The organism is Polaromonas sp. P1_G2 (assembly GCF_056405515.1).
This window is the reverse complement of the sequence record NZ_JBFUBY010000668.1, coordinates 1-640: the sequence shown is the minus strand read 5'-3', so window position 1 is coordinate 640 and position 640 is coordinate 1. Positions and strand designations below refer to the sequence as shown.

Here is a 640-nt window from a genome sequence, read left to right as displayed (position 1 = left end):
GGCGCTCGACGATCGTGCCGAGATTGATCGAATTCGGATCGAGGTCGCTTTCCTGCGCGTCGGCACCGTGTGCCGTGGGCAGGATGCTCTCCTTGACGCGGTTGAACTTCAACCGCATCGGCACCGGCACGGCCTCGCCGAAGGCAATCGCCTCGCCATTGGCGAGTGAGGAGATGAAGCTCAGCGCCGAGGCCGAGGAATCCGGCAAGGCCTTGCCGATAATGTCCTGGTCGCGCTCATTGGCAAGGCGAAGCGAAAAGATCGTCGAGCATTGCGACAGGATGGTCTGGTCGAGTTCGCCCGGCCGCTGGGTGATGATGCCGAGCGATACGCCGTATTTGCGGCCTTCCTTGGCGATGCGGGCGATGGCCTGGCGCGTCGGCAGGAAGCCGAGATTGGGATCGGCCGGCACGTAGCGGTGCGCCTCTTCGCAGACGACGAGAATATGGATCGCGCCTTTGCTCCACAGCGCGATTTCAAAGGCCATGCGGCAGAGCACCGAGGCGACGGAATTGACGACTTCCGACGGGATGCCGGCAAGCTGGAACGTGGTGATCGGCCGGTCGCCGCCAGGGATGCGGAAGATCGAGGCGATGGTTTCGTGGATCGTGTCCGTGATCGTGTTCGAGGAGAACATGAA

Annotated in this window: 1 protein-coding gene; it reads right to left on the bottom strand. The window is 62.7% G+C overall.

Features of this window, described 5'->3' with window-relative positions; genetic code table 11:
• Positions 1-640: ATP-binding protein (locus AC1D0P_RS26845; protein WP_477679514.1), on the bottom strand; the 640-nt coding region annotated here is incomplete at both ends.